The organism is Streptomyces sp. NPDC023573 (assembly GCF_055559735.1).
Window position 1 is genome coordinate 553,630 of sequence record NZ_JBVHKB010000005.1, and the last position, 15,296, is coordinate 568,925.

Annotated in this window: 17 protein-coding genes; 7 read left to right on the forward strand and 10 right to left on the reverse strand. The window is 72.1% G+C overall.

Going from position 1 to position 15,296, the window contains the following annotated elements:
• The first annotated feature begins 73 nt into the window (after positions 1–73).
• Complete coding sequence (locus ACZ32T_RS19560; protein ID WP_467272386.1) at positions 74–1,048, forward strand: GlxA family transcriptional regulator; 975 nt, start codon at positions 74–76, stop codon at positions 1,046–1,048.
• A 93-nt stretch (positions 1,049–1,141) separates the two neighbouring features.
• Here ACZ32T_RS19560 and ACZ32T_RS19565 read toward each other — a convergent pair whose 3' ends face one another.
• From ACZ32T_RS19565 to ACZ32T_RS19605, 9 genes are all read right to left on the reverse strand, one after another.
• Positions 1,142–1,879: a D-Ala-D-Ala carboxypeptidase family metallohydrolase gene (locus ACZ32T_RS19565; RefSeq protein WP_467272388.1), complete on the reverse strand. Its 738-nt coding sequence runs from the start codon at positions 1,877–1,879 to the stop codon at positions 1,142–1,144.
• Between the two features lie 177 nt (positions 1,880–2,056).
• The gene (gene def / locus ACZ32T_RS19570; protein WP_467367966.1) at positions 2,057–2,695 is read right to left on the reverse strand and encodes a peptide deformylase; all 639 of its coding nucleotides are present in this window, start codon (positions 2,693–2,695) and stop codon (positions 2,057–2,059) included.
• An 82-nt stretch (positions 2,696–2,777) separates the two neighbouring features.
• Entirely contained in the window at positions 2,778–3,770 is a 993-nt protein-coding gene (locus tag ACZ32T_RS19575; protein WP_467272390.1) for a tetratricopeptide repeat protein, read from the reverse strand.
• A gap of 90 nt (positions 3,771–3,860) precedes the next feature.
• Positions 3,861–5,108, reverse strand: coding sequence for an HD-GYP domain-containing protein (locus ACZ32T_RS19580; RefSeq protein WP_467272392.1), 1,248 nt, complete (start codon positions 5,106–5,108; stop codon positions 3,861–3,863).
• Entirely contained in the window at positions 5,105–6,493 is a 1,389-nt protein-coding gene (locus ACZ32T_RS19585) for an HD-GYP domain-containing protein (RefSeq protein ID WP_467367968.1), read from the reverse strand. The genes ACZ32T_RS19580 and ACZ32T_RS19585 overlap by 4 nt, the downstream gene beginning before the upstream one ends.
• A 142-nt stretch (positions 6,494–6,635) precedes the next feature.
• Entirely contained in the window at positions 6,636–6,950 is a 315-nt protein-coding gene (gene rsrA / locus ACZ32T_RS19590; RefSeq protein ID WP_393763422.1) for a mycothiol system anti-sigma-R factor, read from the reverse strand.
• On the reverse strand, positions 6,947–7,603 hold the full coding sequence (locus ACZ32T_RS19595; protein ID WP_033298180.1) for a sigma-70 family RNA polymerase sigma factor: 657 nt from the start codon (positions 7,601–7,603) through the stop codon (positions 6,947–6,949). The genes rsrA and ACZ32T_RS19595 overlap by 4 nt, the downstream gene beginning before the upstream one ends.
• Before the next feature lie 303 nt (positions 7,604–7,906).
• A complete protein-coding gene (locus ACZ32T_RS19600) occupies positions 7,907–8,560 on the reverse strand; it encodes an alpha/beta hydrolase family protein (RefSeq protein WP_467367970.1) in 654 nt (217 codons plus the stop codon).
• An 18-nt stretch (positions 8,561–8,578) separates the two neighbouring features.
• A complete protein-coding gene (locus ACZ32T_RS19605; protein ID WP_467272399.1) occupies positions 8,579–9,394 on the reverse strand; it encodes an SOS response-associated peptidase in 816 nt (271 codons plus the stop codon).
• A gap of 76 nt (positions 9,395–9,470) precedes the next feature.
• Between ACZ32T_RS19605 and ACZ32T_RS19610 the strand changes: the two genes are divergently transcribed.
• The 4 genes from ACZ32T_RS19610 to ACZ32T_RS19625 all read left to right on the forward strand — a co-directional run bounded on the left by ACZ32T_RS19610 (position 9,471) and on the right by ACZ32T_RS19625 (position 13,160).
• A complete protein-coding gene (locus ACZ32T_RS19610) occupies positions 9,471–10,184 on the forward strand; it encodes a M50 family metallopeptidase (protein WP_467272401.1) in 714 nt (237 codons plus the stop codon).
• Positions 10,185–10,298: 114 nt separating this feature from the next.
• On the forward strand, positions 10,299–11,678 hold the full coding sequence (gene aroA / locus ACZ32T_RS19615) for a 3-phosphoshikimate 1-carboxyvinyltransferase (protein WP_467367972.1): 1,380 nt from the start codon (positions 10,299–10,301) through the stop codon (positions 11,676–11,678).
• Positions 11,679–11,682: 4 nt separating this feature from the next.
• Positions 11,683–12,699: a ribosome small subunit-dependent GTPase A gene (gene rsgA / locus ACZ32T_RS19620; RefSeq protein WP_467272405.1), complete on the forward strand. Its 1,017-nt coding sequence runs from the start codon at positions 11,683–11,685 to the stop codon at positions 12,697–12,699.
• Positions 12,700–12,836: 137 nt separating this feature from the next.
• Positions 12,837–13,160 (forward strand): DMT family transporter, encoded by a 324-nt coding sequence (locus ACZ32T_RS19625; RefSeq protein ID WP_356716814.1) that lies wholly within the window; start codon positions 12,837–12,839, stop codon positions 13,158–13,160.
• Here ACZ32T_RS19625 and ACZ32T_RS19630 read toward each other — a convergent pair.
• Positions 13,117–13,695 carry a TetR/AcrR family transcriptional regulator gene (locus tag ACZ32T_RS19630; protein WP_467367974.1) on the reverse strand — a complete coding sequence of 193 codons (579 nt, stop codon included), beginning with the start codon at positions 13,693–13,695 and terminating at the stop codon, positions 13,117–13,119. The genes ACZ32T_RS19625 and ACZ32T_RS19630 overlap by 44 nt on opposite strands.
• Positions 13,696–13,847: 152 nt before the next feature.
• Here ACZ32T_RS19630 and hisN point away from each other — a divergent pair, with 152 nt between their 5' ends.
• Both hisN and ACZ32T_RS19640 read left to right on the forward strand, forming a co-directional pair.
• On the forward strand, positions 13,848–14,648 hold the full coding sequence (gene hisN, locus ACZ32T_RS19635) for a histidinol-phosphatase (RefSeq protein ID WP_467272409.1): 801 nt from the start codon (positions 13,848–13,850) through the stop codon (positions 14,646–14,648).
• A 193-nt stretch (positions 14,649–14,841) separates the two neighbouring features.
• The gene (locus tag ACZ32T_RS19640) at positions 14,842–15,243 is read left to right on the forward strand and encodes a CBS domain-containing protein (RefSeq protein ID WP_467272411.1); all 402 of its coding nucleotides are present in this window, start codon (positions 14,842–14,844) and stop codon (positions 15,241–15,243) included.
• Positions 15,244–15,296 lie beyond the last annotated feature (53 nt).

Below are 15,296 nucleotides of genomic sequence, written 5' to 3' on the forward strand. Positions count from 1 at the left end.
TGTCGTCGGAGCGGACGGATTCCGGCAGTGGCAGGACTGTCACGCTGCATCGAATTACTGCCACACTGGCGGCATGCTGAACAATGTCGCCGCTCTGGTGCTCGACGAGGTCAACCCCTTCGAACTCGGCGTCCTCTGTGAGGTGTTCGGGCTCGACCGGTCGGACGAGGGGCTGCCCGTCCATGACTTCGCGGTCGTTTCGGCCGAGGGCCCGGTCCTCCGGACCCACGCCGGCTTCTCCATCAGCACCCCTTACGGTCTCGACCGCCTGGAGGAAGCCGACCTGATCGCCGTTCCGGCGGGGACCCACTTCGTGGAGCGGGCCTACCCCGAGGAGGTCCTGGACGCCCTGCGCCGAGCCGTGGAGCGAGGGGCACGGGTGCTGAGCGTCTGCTCCGGGGCGTACGTCCTCGGAGCGGCCGGGCTCCTGGACGGCCGCCGCTGCACCACCCACTGGCGGCACGCCGACGAGCTGGCCCGCCGCTTCCCGAAGGCGAGCGTGGAACCGGACGTACTGTACGTGGACGCGGGGCCGGTCATCACGTCGGCGGGCACGGCCGCGGGCATCGACGCCGCCCTGCACCTGGTCCGCCAGGCACACGGGCCGGCCGTGGCGAACGCCGTGGCCCGCCGCATGGTGGTCCCCCCGCACCGGGACGGCGGCCAGGCGCAGTACATCAAGCGTCCGCTGCCCCGCACCCGGTGCGACACGGTCGGGGGCACCCTCGCCTGGATGGAGAGCCACCTCGACCAGGAGATGACCGTCGAACAGCTGGCCGACCGGAGTCACATGTCGCCCCGGACCTTCGCCCGCCGCTTCCAGCAGGAGACCGGCACCACGCCGTACCGCTGGCTGCTCCGGCAGCGCGTGCTGCTGGCACAGCACCTGCTGGAGACCTCGGACGAGACCATGGACACGATCGCGGGACAGACCGGATTCGTGACCGCGGCGGCGTTGCGTCACCAGTTCGTCCGCTCACTGGGCACGACTCCGAACGCCTACCGCCGCACCTTCCGCGGCCCGTCCATGATCCGGGAAGCCGCCTGACGTCCGTGCCCGCCTGTCACGACGGAGCCCCGTCCGGGACACGTGTCCCGGACGGGGCTCGCCGCACGAGGTGCGGTCACCGCGCGCGTGCGCTCAGATGCCGCACTGCGAGGCGGACCAGAAGCGGTTCGGTCCCTGGTTGACGTGGATGTGGTCGCCGTGGCCTGCGTAGCCCGGGCCGAGGATCCCCCGGAAGCCGTGGTTGCGGGCCTGCTTGGCGATGGTGCAGAGGGAGTGCGGCCCGGCACCGAGGTCGACGGCGTCACCGTAGAGATGGCGGCTGTTCGTGGCCCCGCCGACGGCCGCGTTGCAGGACGTGGAACGGAAGCCGCTGGTGACCCGGAGGGGCTGGTCGCCCAGCGCGTGCCGCAGGGCCTGGAGCTTCCACATGCTGCTCAGGGCGTTGGCCTTGGCCGTACCCGCCGCGACCGCACCGCCCGCCCAGGTGCTGTTGCACGTGTTCAGCTCGGGATAGGTGAAGTTGACGGGGGTGCAGTCGTCGTCCTGGAGCGCGTAGAGCTTGGCCTGCGTGGCCGGCCCGGCGACGCCGTCGGCGGCGAGGCCGTACGCGGACTGGAAGCGCTGGACCGCGGCCTGGGTGGCGGGGCCGTAGGAGCCGTCGATGGCGAGCACGGAGTTGTATCCCGGATAGCCGGCCACCCGGATCTGGAGCTGCGTGACGTCGTTGCCGGTGGCGCCGGACGACAGGGTGCGGGTCCAGGTGAAACAGCCGTCGGCCTGCGCGGTGCCCGCGGTGACGACGGCGCCGCCGATGGCGAAGGCCATGGTCATGACAAGGCCGAGCAGCAGATGTGCGGTACGTCTGAGCATGGGGGTCTCCCTGCACGGTGAGGCGTGGGCGTGGCGTGGGACGAGCCTGGCGGAAGGGTCGACGCGCGTCAACTACGCCGGGGTGAACCGTGGTTGACCAAGCCGCCCTCGTTCGTACCCCCGGACACGGAGAGGGCCCCGCCGCAGGCGGGGCCCTCTCCGAACAGCGAAGGGGGGTCAGTCGTTCGGGACGACCTCGTAGCGCGGGGTGCCCTCGGCCATCTCCTTCAGCGCCGCCTTGCGGTCCCGCTTCGAGAGACGGTCGATGTAGAGGTAGCCGTACAGGTGGTCCGTCTCGTGCTGGAGGCAGCGCGCGAAGTAGCCGCTGCCCCGGACCTTCACCGCGTTGCCCTGGGCGTCCTGACCGCGCACGACCGCGTAGTCGGGACGCGCGAGCGCGGCGTACGCCGTGGGCACGGAGAGGCAGCCCTCGCCGGAGTCGTCGAGGTGGCGCAGCTCCGGGGCCAGGTCCTCCAGCACCGGGTTGCAGATCGCGCCGACGTGGCGGACCCCGTCGTCGTCCGGGCAGTCGTAGACGAAGACCTTGCGGTCCACGCCGATCTGGTTCGCCGCCAAACCCACGCCCTGCGCGGTCCGCTGGCTGGCGAACATGTCGTCGATCAGCCGCGCCAGCTCGTCGTCGAACTCCGTGACGTCGGCGCACTCCTTGTGCAGAACCGGGTTGCCGACCACCGTGATGGGGCGGGAGGTGCCGCGCTCCCGGTGCGCCGCCTCGCGCGCCTCGCAGTCCTCGGTGTCCACGAGGAATCCCTCGTCGTCCACACCGGTCTGCTCGTCCGTCTCCTGCTGCGACATGTCCGCCGTTCGCCTTCCTGCAACCCTGTGACCCGTGAGTACCCGCACCGCAATCGGTGCCCGTACAGCCTACGGGCACGTATCAGCAGACTTCTTCCAGATCCCGCCACTCGCGGCTGTCCGGGCTGTCCGCCACCCAGCCGTCCAGCAGACCGCGCACCAGCCCGGCCGGGGCCGCTATGCCGCACTCACGCTCCGGCACCCACAGGTCACCGGCCGTACGGTGGCCGAGGGGCCCGGGGTGTCCCGGCTCACTGTGGTCGTGCGGGTCCAGGTGTTCGCCGTCACCCTCGTCGCTCTCCATCGGGCTCTCCGAACACGCGCGGCAGAGCAGCCGCACGGAGGACGACCAGTCCTCCGCGGCGAATCCGGCGTCCGAGGCGAGCTTCTCCAGCGCGTCGCGGTCGGCCTCGGTGGCGGCCTCCAGGAGGACCACCCAGGTGGGGACGGGTGAGGGCGCCCACAGCTCGATCTCGTCGAAGACCGGGTACGACGGCCCGGCCGCCGTGATCCGCTCGCCGTTCGGCACCCCGTCGTGCAGGACGACCTCGCCCCAGCGCCGCCCCGAGGACGGCAGCGGGATCGACAGCACCTCCAGCCGTGCCGGGTCCAGTCTGCGGCCCCAGACGACCTCGGCCTCGCCCTCGGGCGAGAGCCGCACGGCGGCACTGCCCAGCTCCATGCCCGTGGGTTCGCTGTTGGCCGCCGCGTTGTGCTGGCCGCTGCCCGGCACCCGCAGCCCGTAGGCCTGCCAGGCCCGGCGCGCCAGCGGCCAGTCCTGCAGCGCGGTGGCCGCGATCCCGACGTTCCACCAGTCCGGGGCCCCGGACTCCCGGTCGAGCAGGGCGACGGCCCGCAGGCCCGCGGCCCGGGCCTGCTCCCAGTCGTGCCGGAACTTGTGCAGCAGCGCCAGGTTGAACCAGGACTCCGAGAGCCAGGGCTCCAGGTCCGCCGCGCGCGTCAGCAGCGCCCCCGCGTCCTCGTACCGGCCGTCGCCGATCAGCGTGAACGCGCGGTCCGTGGCCTGCCGCCAAGAGGCGGACGGCCGATGCCGTACCTTCCCGAAGATCCTCACGATTCCCGCCTGTCCCGACTGGACACCCTCGTTTTCCGCTCTCTTCGCATCCAACCATGCCCGGCCGGACGCTCGCTCATTACCCGTGGGTTACCCCGCCCCCGCAGGGGCCGGGCCGCCCCGCGCCAGGACTCGCGCCAGTGCTTCCACCACCTGTGGCTGGTAGTCGCGGCCGGTGCCGAGCCTGAGCTGCTCCAGCGCGCGCAGGGACCCCTTGACGCCTTCCCCGCACAGGTCGTCGTACGCGTTGACCGCACGGACGATCCTCGCGGAGGTCTGCTGTTCCCGGTACGGATCCGCCTGCTGCTCCACCACCACGGCGACCGCGGGGTCCACCCCGGTCTGGCGGACCACCGCCCCTCCGAGCAGCGCGATCCTGCGCTGCTCGGCTGCCGGGAGGACGGCCGTCGCCCCGTCCTCCACCGGGTCGACCAGCGAGAGCTGCCCGATGTCGTGCATCAGCGCCGCGTACTCCAGCACGGTCAGCTCGGGGCCGGTGAGCCCCAGCTCCCGCCCGACGGCCGTCGAGAGCCCGGCCACCCTGCGGGCGTGCCCGTGCGGGGTGTAGCCCGCGATCTCCGTGGACCGGGCCAGCGACGCGATGGTCTGCCGGTACGTCGTGCGGACGGCGGCGTACCGGCGGAACGAGACCTGGGTGAGCAGCAGCGGTACGCACAGGACGGGCAGCGCCCACAGCCCCGCGACGGCGACCCCGAGCGCCATCACGGCACCGGTCGCGCAGACCGCGGAACCGATACCGCTGAGCGCGCGGAGTTCGTCGCGGAGCTGCGGCCCGTACGGACGGGAGGTCCCGGCCGTGAGAGCCGCGAGGACGGCGTCGCAGAGGGCGGTGAGCACCAGCAGGACGAGCAGGAAGAGCGCGAAGTAGGGCCCCTCGCCGAACCAGCGCTCCGACAGGCCCGCGTGCTGCAGCGGCTGGAAGCACACGGCGGCGAAGGCCACGGCCAGCACGCGGCGGGCCGCCTGGTCGGGTCCCGGGCCGCTGCCCCGCGCCAGGTGGGGCACGGAGGCGAGCAGCTGCGCCGCCACGACGACGGTGATCACCTGGAGCACGCCGTGCGCCGTCTCCTGTCCCGCGCTGCGCCCGAGCAGGGCGTACGCCAGCGCACCGGCCGCTCCCAGCGGCGCGGGCTCCCGCTCGCCGGGCAGGGCGCCCCAGCGGGCCAGCTCACCGACGGTGACGAGGACTCCGAAGGCGAGGGCGTGGCCCGGCTCGACCACGCCGTTCCACAGGGTGTGCCCGAGCGCGACGGCGGCGAGGACCAGGGCGGCGCCTCGGACCCCGAGGACGGCCGGCGACGGGTGGAGCGGGTTCACCGGGGCCGCCCGGGCCGGTCCGTCGAATCCGCCGCGGGCGGCAGCGCCCCCGTCCGCTGCCGCGGCAGCCCGGCCGGCTCCTCCTCCGAGGTGACCGTGTTGGCCGCCGCCGACCAGCCGTGGCGCTCCAGGGCACGCGCCAGCGCCCCGACCATGCGCGGGTCGAACTGGCTCCCCGCGCAGCGTCTCAGCTCCTCCACGGCCACGGGGACGGGCCGCCCGCGCCGGTAGGAGCGGGTCGAGGTCATCGCGTCGAAGGCGTCGGCGACGGCGACGACCCGGGCGAACTCCGGGATCCGGTCACCGGCGAGGCCGTACGGATAGCCGCTGCCGTCGAGCCGCTCGTGGTGGTGCAGGATCGCGGCGCGCGCCTCGTCCAGGAAACCGATGCCCCGGACGATCTCGTGGCCGTACTCCGGGTGCAGCTCGATGACGCGGCGCTCCTGGGGGGTGAGCGGCCCGTCCTTGCGCAGGACCCGGGTGGGGACGCCGAGCTTGCCGACGTCGTGGAGGATGCCGGCGAAGCGGAGCGCTTCCATCCGGTCCTCGTCCATGCCCAGTTCGCGGGCGATCAGCTCGGAGGCGCGGCCGACCCGCTCGCTGTGTCCCCGGGTGTAGCCGTCCTTGATGTCGACGGCCTGGACGAGCGCCCTGATGGTGGCGCGGTGAGCGGCGTGCTGGCGGTGGTACTGCGCGAAGACCCAGCAGGAGATGTACATCGGCAGCAGGACGACCAGCGCGGACAGCGGGCCGTAGGAGCTGTGCCACAGGACGGCCATCATCAGCCCGGCGAGGGCGTGCACCAGGTGCGGCCCCAGGGAGCGGGCCGGCAGTCCGCGCCAGGCGTGCCTGACGGCCACGCGCTCGGCCGTGACGAGGATGGAGCCGTCCAGCGCGGCCAGAACCAGACTGAAGACGAGAGCCGCCGCGCAGGCCGGGAGGAGGGCGTACGGGAGATCGGGCGCGGCGCCCCCCAGGGCACCGCCGAGCGTGGCGGGGCCGCCCAGGAACGCGTACGCCCACGAGGCCGCCCCCACGGTCAGCGCGAGCTGTGCGGCCCGCCAGACGCGGCGGGCCGCGGCGGGCGGGCGCTCCACCCGGCCCGCGAGCGCGCCGGGGACGGCGACGAGCGCGGCGGCGGACGGTGGCAGCAGGAAGGCCGCGGCGAGCAGCAGGGGAAAGAACGATCCGGCACCGATCGGTACGGAGCCGCGGAAGGAGGGGCAGCGGCCCGGAAGTTCACAGGCCAGGTAGAGCGCGGCGAGGAGTGCGAGCGTCTCCCAGGGCGTGGCGGCCTCCGGGGACAGCGCGGGAAGCGCGCAGAGCGCGGCGCCGACCGCCGCGCACAGGATGTGGGCGCGTGCCGCCCCCGGTGTGCCCCTCACCCGAACCACCCGCCCCCAGCCTGGTCAATGGAGGCGCCAGGCTAGCGAGTTGGGGGTTGACCGGGGCCCGAACGGGCCCGGTTAGCACGTTCGGGTGACACGACCGGGTGGGTTCAGCGGGCGGCGCACCGGTGGAGAGCCGTCACTCGGCGGTGGCCGGTCGGTCGGCGCCCACGGACACGTCCTGCTCGGGCACGGCGTGCCCGGAACGGATCAGGTCGATCCGTCCCATCACCTTCGAGCGCAGGTCGGCCGGGACGTCGTCCTGGCCGCAGCAGCGCTTGACCAGCTTCTTCACGGCCTGCTCCAGGCCGTACTTCTCCAGGCACGGGGAGCACTCCTCGAAGTGAACCTCGAATTTGGTGCAGTCGCCCTCGGGCATCTCATGGTCGAGGAACTCGTAGAGATGATCGAGAACCTCTGAGCAGTCCGTCTCGTGCGGCTCTCCGCAGCTCATGAGGCCGAGCCTTTCCTGTCGTCCGACTCACCGGCTCCGGCCGGGACGAGCCCGCGCTCACGCGCGTAGTCCTCCAGCATGCCGCGCAGCTGACGGCGTCCCCGGTGCAGCCGGGACATCACCGTACCGATGGGTGTCCCCATGATGTCCGCGATCTCCTTGTAGGCAAAGCCCTCTACATCGGCGAGATACACGGCGATGCGGAACTCCTCGGGGATCGACTGCAGCGCGGACTTCACGTCGGAGTCCGGCAGGTGGTCGAGCGCCTGGGACTCCGCCGAGCGCAGACCGGTCGACATGTGCGACTCCGCACGCGCCAGCTGCCAGTCCTCGATCTCCTCGGCGGCGCTCCGCTGGGGTTCACGCTGCTTCTTGCGGTACGAGTTGATGAAGGTGTTGGTGAGAATGCGGTACATCCACGCCTTGAGGTTCGTGCCCTCACGGAACTGGTGGAAGGAGCCGTAGGCCTTCGCGTACGTCTCCTGCACCAGGTCCTCGGCGTCCGCCGGGTTGCGCGTCATGCGCAGGGCGGCCGAGTACATCTGGTCCAGATATCCGAGGGCGTCCCGCTCGAAGCGCGCGTTGCGCTCGGCGGTCGTCTCCTGCGCACGGCCGTCGTCGGTCCCTGTGTCGGTCCCAGTGACCGGACCCACCTCCTCCAACGATGTGGCGGAGCCGAAACCGGACCCGCTCGCATCGGAGAATAGTCGACCTTGCTCCTGCGCGGGCTGTCGATCGGTTCCGCCCGGGGCGCGCGCCGGAGTGCTCCTGGCCGCGTGAAGCACCGTCCACTCCAGCTCTGCGGCGTTCGAGCGGCTCGGGCAGATGGTCGAACCCATGCGACGGACTCCCTCTCCACGTACGACGTTCCTGTACCGACACCAGCCACAACAGCCGCCTCGCACGGCGCATTCCCGGGGTGAGGGGCGCGCGCCGGGAGTGTGAGGGGAACAACGTCAGGAGAGTCCGCCGAGCCACTCGGCCACGGCGCCGGCGAGGTCGTCCATCGCCTGATCCTGGGTCAGCGGCGCCTTCTTCGGCACGGCGAAGCCATGGTCCGCGTACGGCACCTCGACGAGCGCGTGCTGCCCCGGTGGGAATTCCTCCGGCCTCCCGAAGGGGTCACGGCCGCCCTGCACCACGAGGGTGGGGACGCCGGCGCCGAGCAGCTCGTCCGCGCGGGACTTCTCCGGCTTGCCCGGAGGGTGCAGGGGGAAGCTCAGGGCGAGGACCGCGCGGGCGCCGAGCTCCGCCGCCGTGCGGCAGGCCACCCGGGCTCCGGCGCTGCGTCCCCCGGAGACGACGGGCAGCCCCGGGGCCGTCAGGGCCGGCCACACGCCCCGCCAGCCGGTGTCCAGGGTCCGGGGGCCGGGTGCCAGCTTCTTCCCGGCCACCCGCCAGGGCTGCTCGACCAGCGCCACGGTCACCCGGCGGTCCGGCAGCACGGCGGCCAGGGCCTGGAGGTCGCGGGCCTCGATGCCGCCTCCGGCGCCGTGGCCGACGGCGAGCACCAGACGGGCCCTCTTCGCGGGGAGCCAGGTGATCCTGGCCTCTCCGGCGTCCGTGCCGACGCTCTCGGTCTTCCGCTCTGTCGCTGTAGTACGGCTCACAGCACCCATCCTGCCGGGTCAGAAGAGCGTGCTCTCCTCCGGCGCGGCCAGCTCCTCCAGGAGTTCCGGGCCGTTGTTGCGGACGTTGCTGACGGCGGTGGCCACCGGATAGGCACGCATCAGTCCGCCGGGCGGCGGCTCCAGCAGCGCCTTCAGCTCCTCGACGCCGGTGTGCGAGGGGTCGAGCCAGTCGTCCCAGCGGTCCGGGGTCAGCATCAGCGGCATCCGGGGGTGGATGTCGGAGAGCGACGCGGGTCCCTCGGCGGGGGCGACGGCGAGCGGGGCCGTCTCGGCCTCGGTGGTGATCACCGAGCAGGTCACCCACCAGGCCCCCGGGTGGTCGTCGGGAAGTGTCCGGTCGCGCCAGAACTCGTACAGGCCCGCCATGGCGAAGACGGAGCCGTCTGCGGGGGTCACGAAGTACGGCTGCTTACGGGGCCGCTTCTTCCCGACCTTCTCCTCCAGCCGGCGTTCGTCGGTGCCCGTGACCCACTCGTAGTAGCCGTCGGCGGGCAGGATGCAGCGCCGCGACACGAAGGGTCGGCGGAAGGACGGCTTCTCGTGGACCGTCTCCGCACGCGCGTTGATCATGCGGGCGCCGCCTTCCGGCGACTTCGACCAGGACGGCACGAGTCCCCATTTCAGGGTGCGCAGCTGGCGAACCGGACGCTGATCGTCCGCGTCCTTCACAGGACGGTCCAGAACCGCGTAGACCTCCTTGGTCGGCGCGACGTTCCAGTCGGGCTCCAAGGTCTCGGTGGGTTCCCACTTCTCCACGCCGAAGAGCCCGGCCAGATCTTCCGGCCGTCGGCTCGCTGCATACCGTCCGCACATAAGTGCCAGACTGCCACGACCCGCCAGTCGAGTGGATGCCGATTGCCCTCGATCACCTCAAGGAGCCGCCCGCACCATGGACAGCACCGACCTCGGCGATCTGTGGGATCGCGTCTTCGGAACCCAGCCAGCGCCCGAGCAGTGGCTGGTGGTCGTCACGGCCACGGCGGCGCTCGTCGCGGTGGTCCCGAACCTCATATGGCGGCTCTCACGCAACGCGATCACCATCGCGCACGAGGGAGGGCACGGCCTGGTGGCCCTGCTCACCGGGCGCCGGCTGTCCGGCATCCGGCTGCACTCGGACACCAGTGGCCTCACCGTCAGCCGCGGCAAGCCCACCGGCATCGGCATGATCCTCACCGCGGCGGCCGGCTACACGGCGCCACCGCTGCTCGGCCTCGGCGGTGCCTGGCTGCTGGCCGACGGCCGGATCACGCTGCTGCTGTGGCTGGCGACGGCGCTGCTGGCGGTGATGCTGGTGATGATCCGCAATCTGTACGGCGCGCTGACGGTCATCCTCACGGGTACGACCTTCCTGCTGGTGTCCTGGCTGACCTCGGCCGACGTCCAGTCGGCCTTCGCGTACACCGTGGTCTGGTTCCTGCTGCTCGGAGGTGTGCGCCCGGCGTTCGAGCTGCAGTCCAAGCGCAGGTACGGCGGCACCCCCGACTCCGACGCCGACCAGCTCGCCAGGCTGACGCACGCGCCGGCCGCGATCTGGCTCTTCCTCTTCCACGCCGTGTCGCTCTGTTCGCTGATCGGCGGCGGACGCTGGCTCCTCGGGCTGTGAGCACACTCGATCGGCCGAGGCCGGGAACCCGCCTCTATCACCCTTGTATTACGCCCTGATTTCGTCCCTTTTGTTCAGGATCTGGGATTGCGCTGAGCCACTAAAGTGAGGGGCATGACCGAAAGTTCCGTGCACCCCGCCCTCTGGCCCGCCCCCCGAGCGACCGGGGCCGTCGACGCGACCGTCACCGTGCCCGGATCGAAGTCGGTCACCAATCGCGCCCTCGTCCTCGCCTCGCTCTCCTCCGAGCCGGGCTGGCTGCGCCGCCCGCTGCGCTCCCGCGACACCCTGCTGATGGCGCAGGCGCTCCGCGCGATGGGCGTCGGCATCGAGGAGGGTGTGGGCCCGGACGGCTCCGGGGAGGCCTGGCGGGTCATCCCCGCCGGTCTGCACGGCCCGGCGCGGGTGGACGTCGGCAACGCGGGCACGGTGATGCGTTTCCTGCCCCCCGTGGCCTGCCTCGCGGACGGCCCCGTCCACTTCGACGGGGACCCCCGGTCGTACGAGCGCCCTCTGCACGGCGTGATCGGCGCGCTGAAGTCCCTGGGCGCCCGGATCGACGACGACGGCCGGGGGACCCTGCCACTGACCGTGCACGGGGCGGGCGCGCTGGACGGCGGACCGGTGTCCATCGACGCCTCCTCGTCCTCGCAGTTCGTCTCCGCGCTGCTGCTGTCCGCCCCCCGGTTCAACCAGGGCGTGGAGGTGCGCCACACGGGCTCGGCGCTGCCCTCGATGCCCCACATCCGTATGACCGTCGACATGCTGCGCTCGGTCGGCGCCCAGGTCGACGAGCCGGAGTCGGGCGGCGAGCCGAATGTCTGGCGCGTCTCCCCCTCCGCCCTGCTGGGCCGCGACCTGACCGTCGAGCCCGACCTCTCCAACGCCCAGCCGTTCCTGGCCGCCGCGCTGGTGACCGGAGGCCGGGTCACGATCCCCGACTGGCCGCTGCGGACCACCCAGCCGGGTGACGCGCTGCGCGAGATCTTCACCGCAATGGGTGGCGCGTGCGAGCTGACCGAGCGCGGTCTTACCTTCACGGGCTCGGGCTCGGTCCACGGCATCGACGTCGATCTCGGCGAGGTCGGTGAGCTGACCCCGGGCATCGCGGCCCTCGCCGCCCTCGCGGACTCCCCGTCCACCCTGAGCGGGGTGGCCCACCTGCGGCTGCACGAGACGGACCGGCTGGCGGCGCTCACCAAGGAGATCAACGCCCTCGGCGGCGACGTCACGGAGACCGCCGACGGCCTGCGCATCACCCCCCGTCCGCTGCACGGCGGCATCTTCCACACGTACGACGACCACCGCATGGCGACCGCGGGCGCGATCATCGGCCTCGCCGTCGCCGGGGTGGAGATCGAGAACGTCGCCACGACGGCCAAGACCCTGCCGGACTTCCCGGACATGTGGACCGGCATGCTCGGGGAACCCTCCGGCGCCGTCGGCGTCTCGTCCGGGGCGCTCGGCGCACCGGCCGGCGGGCGCGGGGTCTGAGGACATGCGCCGCTACGGGAAGAACCCCGACGAGGACGACATCCGCGTCCGCCCCAACCCCAAGGGCAACCGGCCCCGTACCCACACCCGCCCCAAGCACGAGGACGCGCAGGACGGCATGGTCCTCACGGTCGACCGGGGCAGGCTCACCTGTCTGGTCGATGACCGTACGGTGACTGCCATGAAGGCCCGCGAACTGGGCCGCAAGGCCGCCGTGGTGGGCGACCGGGTATCCCTGGTGGGCGACCTCTCGGGCGCCAAGGACACGCTGGCGCGCATCGTGCGGATCGGGGCGCGCACGTCGGTGCTGCGCCGCACGGCGGACGACGACGACCCGTTCGAGCGGGTGGTCGTCGCCAACGCCGACCAGCTGGCGATCGTCACCGCGCTCGCCGACCCGGAACCCCGCCCGCGCATGATCGACCGCTGCCTGGTCGCGGCGTACGACGGTGGGCTCACCCCGCTCCTGGTGCTGACCAAGTCCGATCTGGCCTCGGCGGACAAGCTTCTGGAGGCGTACACCCCGCTGGGTGTCCCGTACGTCGTGACCAGCCGCGAGGAGCTGGAGAACGGGGACGCAGCCGAGCAGGTGCGGGAGCTGCTCGACGACCGGGTGACCGCGTTCGTCGGTCACTCCGGGGTCGGCAAGACGACGCTCGTCAACGCGCTGGTGCCGAAGGACCGACGGCGGACGACCGGCGTGGTCAACGCCGTCACGGGGCGCGGCCGGCACACCACCACGTCGGCGCTCGCCCTGCCGCTGCCGGACGGCCGCGGCTGGGTGGTCGACACCCCGGGCGTGCGGTCGTTCGGTCTGCACCACGTCGACCCCTCCCGGGTGATCAACGCCTTTCCCGATCTTCAGCCGGGCACGGAGAACTGCCCGCGCGGCTGCACCCACGACAGCCACGAGCCGGAGTGCGCCCTGGACGCGTGGGTCGCGGAGGGGCACGCCGATCCGGCGCGGCTCGACTCGCTGCGGAGGCTGCTGGCGACCCGGGAGCGGCGCGAGGGCGACTGAGCCACGGCGCCGCCCGACGCGCGCACGTTTGCGGGCTCCCTCGGTTGGTAAGGGCATAATCGCGCAGGCGGTACATCGCGCAGGCGGTACATCGCACAGGCGGGACGAGGCATCACCGACGTGGGAGGCACCTGACGATGGCGTGGTTGCTGGTCGTGGTCGCCGGACTGCTCGAGACCGGCTTCGCCGTGTGTCTGAAGCTTTCGCACGGATTCACCCGGCTCTGGCCGACGATCGCGTTCTGCGCGTTCGCCCTGGGCAGCTTCGGTCTGCTGACGATGGCTCTGAAGAAGCTCGACGTCGGTCCCGCGTACGCGGTGTGGACGGGTATCGGAGCGGCGGGGACGGCGATCTACGGGATGGTCTTCCTCGACGACGTGGTCTCGGCTCTCAAGCTGGTGTCGATCTCGCTGGTGATCATCGGTGTGATCGGTCTCCAGCTGTCGGGTTCCGCGCACTGAGCTCCGGTGCCGGCGCCGGCACCAGCGCGTAGGAGACGGCCAGCCGGAGCGCGATCTCGCAGCTCAGCTCCAGCTCCGCCAGGTCACGCGGCTCGGGCCCTCCTTCCAGCGCGGCCACGGCACGGTCGCGGACGAGCGTGAGCAGTTCGGTGGCCGTGGGCGGTGCCGCATCGGTGCGCCGCCCCTCGGCCGGCTCCCCCGGACGGGGCAGGTCCTCCCCCCAGACGCCCGTGATCAGGGCCATGACCAGGACGTTCGCGCGTGCCGCCCGGACCGTGCAGCGAGCGAGTTCGGCCGGCCCCTCCCCTCGGGCACGGGCGGATCCGAGCGCCTGTTCCACGCCGGCCAGATAGCCGTCGGCCGCCCGCCGGATCAGTGCGCGGGCCAGACCGTCCTTGCTCCCGAACTCGTTGTAGAGGGTCTGCCGGGAGACCCCTGCCCGGGCGGCCACATCGACCATGCGCACGGCCGGCCAGGGCAGGGTGGAGAGCGCCGAGTGTGCGGAGTCCAGCAGAGCTTCTCGCGCCGAGGGCATCGTCGCCTCCCACGCCGGGGACCTGCGCATCAGAGTTGACGCGCCCAGGGGCACTGTCAAGGGTCCGCGCACAGTGGGCACGCGGGGGAAGGGGGCGGCCGCCCGCACGGGGCCGTGTAGCCCGGGCGGGTGGCTGTGGATACTGTGACGGCATGCCCGACTACCACGATGATCTGCGCCTGGCCCACGTACTGGCGGACGCCGCCGACGCGGCGACGATGGACCGGTTCAAGGCTCTGGACCTCAAGGTCGAGACGAAGCCGGACATGACCCCGGTGAGCGAGGCCGACAAACACGCGGAGGAGCTGATCCGCGGTCATCTGCACCGGGCCCGTCCGCGTGACGCGATCCTGGGCGAGGAGTACGGGATCGAGGGCACCGGCCCCCGGCGCTGGGTCGTCGACCCGATCGACGGCACGAAGAACTACGTACGGGGGGTCCCCGTCTGGGCGACGCTGATCTCCTTGATGGAGGCGGGCGAGGACGGCTTCCAGCCGGTGGTCGGTGTCGTGTCGGCTCCCGCGCTGAACCGCCGCTGGTGGGCGGCCAAGGGCGCCGGCGCCTTCTCCGGGCGGAGCCTGACGTCGGCGACCCGGCTGCACGTCTCGAAGGTCGAGCGGATCGCGGACTCCTCGTTCGCCTACGCCTCGATGACCGGCTGGGAGGAGCAGGGCCGCCTGGACGGCTTCATGGATCTGACGCGGGCCGTCTGGCGCACGCGCGGTTACGGGGACTTCTGGCCGTACATGATGGTCGCCGAGGGTTCGGTGGACATCTGCGCGGAGCCGGAGCTCTCCCTGTGGGACATGGCGGCGAACGCGATCATCGTCCAGGAGGCGGGCGGGCGGTTCACCAGCCTGGACGGGGTGTCGGGCCCGGGCGGCGGCAACGCGGCGGCGTCCAACGGCCTGCTCCACCACGAACTCCTGGGCTATCTCAACCAGCGCTACTGAACACCGCGGAGACCCGCCGAGGAACGTCCCGCGATCCCCGGCGGCCGCCCCCTTGTCGAGTCACCTCCTGGGTGCGACTCTGAGAGTCCCCCCACTTGTGAACTTGTGAATCGGCTCACGAAGGGCGCTACGCTCCATCCACCCACGAAGGCCGGCTTCACACGGTCACTCCCTCAAGGAGGTGGCTCCCCGCATGCTTGTCCGTGACGCCATGAGCACCCTGGTCCTCACCATCGGCCCCGCCCACACGCTCCGGCAGGCGGCCCGGCTGATGTCGGCCCGCCGCGTCGGAGCAGCTGTCGTCCACGACCCGGACACCTGCGGCCTCGGCATCCTCACCGAGCGCGACATCCTCGACGCCGTCGGCGCCGGACTGGATCCCGACGCCGAGGCCGCGTCCACCCACACCACCACCGACGTGGTCTTCGCCTCTCCCGTCTGGACCCTGGAGGAGGCCGCCGAGGCCATGACGCACGGCGGCTTCCGGCATCTGATCGTGCTGGACGGTGACGGCCCCGTCGGCATCGTCTCGGTGCGCGACATCATCAGGTGCTGGGTGCCGGCCCGGCGGTCCCGGGTCGAAATGGTGCTCTGAACGGCGCGCCCCGGCCCGCCGACGACAGCGGGCCGGACCCCCGGGAACATCTC